This is a genomic window from Sphingobium sp. FG11 (assembly GCF_057809915.1).
Genome location: NZ_JBMDKW010000036.1, coordinates 1 through 1,744 on the forward strand (window position 1 = coordinate 1; position 1,744 = coordinate 1,744).

Consider the following 1,744-nt stretch of genomic DNA (forward strand, 5'->3'; position numbering starts at 1 on the left):
AGCGCGGCGCTCGCGGCCGGTGCCGACCCTGCCCGCGAAAAGCAGCAGACAAAGCCCAGGGCCAAGGTTTCAGCCGCAAACAGCTTCGGGGAGATCGCGCAGGAGTTTATCGACAAGCGCCGCCGCGAAGGCATGTCCCAATCCGCGGCCGACAGAGCACATATTATATCCGCCGCATGAGCGACTTCTCCGACCAGACGCCAGACTTCGACACCGAAGAGGAATATTGCGCCTGGCTGGCGGACAATCCTCAGCCTCTCCCCACAGGAATGGACCGGCTGGCAATTCTTGGCGGGGTACCGGTTTACCCCGAGCATCTTCGCTGCAATAGACGTCTGCGTTAGCCTGTCTGCGCCAGGCTGAGTTGGTCATCGAGCCTTACATCTCGATCCAAAGGTGATCGATATGGATCGGTTCGAGGCCGGCACGCCGGTCATGGCGAGATCGCAATGCCGCCAGGCGCCGCGGGCTGTCATGGGCGATCAATGCGAGCTTGTCGGCGGCGGACCAATTCTCGGTCGCGTCCTTAACGATGCCATCGATCCAGCTGTCGACTTTCGCTTGCCAGTGCCCGATGTCATGGGCCTGCACATATCCAATCATCGCCGCCCGTCCATGAGCTGCACCGTGATGTCCGGCCTTGAAGCGCTGCACGCTGCCGGTGGAGCTGAACCGGCTGATCAGATATTCGCGCTCGTCACGATCGCTGCTCGATGGCGTCGGCAGTCGTTTGCATTCGATCGGAAGCAGGGTGCGGTATTCGGTATATTCGCGACCCTTTATCCAGATCACCTCACCGCTCGGCGAAACGGCGAGATCGACTGCGCGCCGCCCGTCCGCCTCGTCCGGTTCCTCCCGTCGGAATTGCAGAAAGTCCCAGCCCGGTGCATGCCGCGAAGCACTGTTGAGGCGCGCGCACAGTTGCGCCGTAAGTTTCGTTTCACCCGTTGCTGCCTCGCGAACCGGGTCGTCGCGCCAGTCCGGAAGGACGCCGCCGATGAATGTCACCAGTGCGCCAAGCCACTCGCCGGGAAGATGGATGCCAGTTCCGAGTGACCCTGCCCGAGCAACGCTTTCCCCGCCATCAGCCAACATCTCAGAAGCCCTGCGCGCGCAAATCGGCGAGGATGTCGTCGGCATCGTGCAACGCGACCGAGCGCGTCCAGAAACGATGTCGATCAGGTTTCAGCAGGAAGACGAAACCCTGATCGTAAAGACGGGTGATCCGGGCAATCGTGAGGCTGGACCCGCGGCGTTCGTACAAAAGGCCGTCAAGCTTATGCCGTAGCGCTTCGGCATCTGCCCAGTCGACCTGTCCATCACCGAAGACATAAGCCCGGCAAATCGCGCCGGACCAGTGATAGGATGGCAACGCCTGCAAGGGGTTGCGGCCGTAAACAGCATTGATCTGCTCGAGGAGCGTGCTGTCGAATCGCTCGAGCGCATCGGCCAGCGCGCTATGCATGAGTTTGGAGCGCGTTCCCAGTCGAATGAAATCACGCTGAAAGGCGACGATGTCGTCGGTCAGAATCCGTTCGTTGGCGCTCAGGTCGAGGTTGCCGTCCTCGGGGAAGGGGAGCGCAAAAATATCCGCATTGAAGACGGCGGTTGCCCGCTGTGTGAAGAGTCGCGTACTGATGCCGGCGACATAAGCCTTGAGCGCGACATGCTCTCGGTCGAGCCACTCGGTGTTGATTGCTGCTGAGAAGTGACCCGGGGTTTTCATCGAGAAGTGACCCACCTT

Annotated in this window: 2 protein-coding genes and 1 pseudogene; 1 reads left to right on the forward strand and 2 read right to left on the reverse strand. The window is 61.0% G+C overall.

The features are described from left to right. Nucleotides 1-180: pseudogene (locus ACODSN_RS16345) on the forward strand (hypothetical protein); the annotation flags it as partial. A gap of 198 nt (nt 181-378) precedes the next feature. Here the strand turns inward: ACODSN_RS16345 and ACODSN_RS16350 are convergent. Continuing rightward, nucleotides 379-1,095, reverse strand: coding sequence for a hypothetical protein (locus ACODSN_RS16350; RefSeq protein ID WP_489056545.1), 717 nt, complete (start codon nt 1,093-1,095; stop codon nt 379-381). Nucleotide 1,096: 1 nt separating this feature from the next. Continuing rightward, a partial coding sequence (locus ACODSN_RS16355; RefSeq protein ID WP_489056546.1) for a hypothetical protein occupies nt 1,097-1,744 on the reverse strand: 648 nt, incomplete at its 5' end.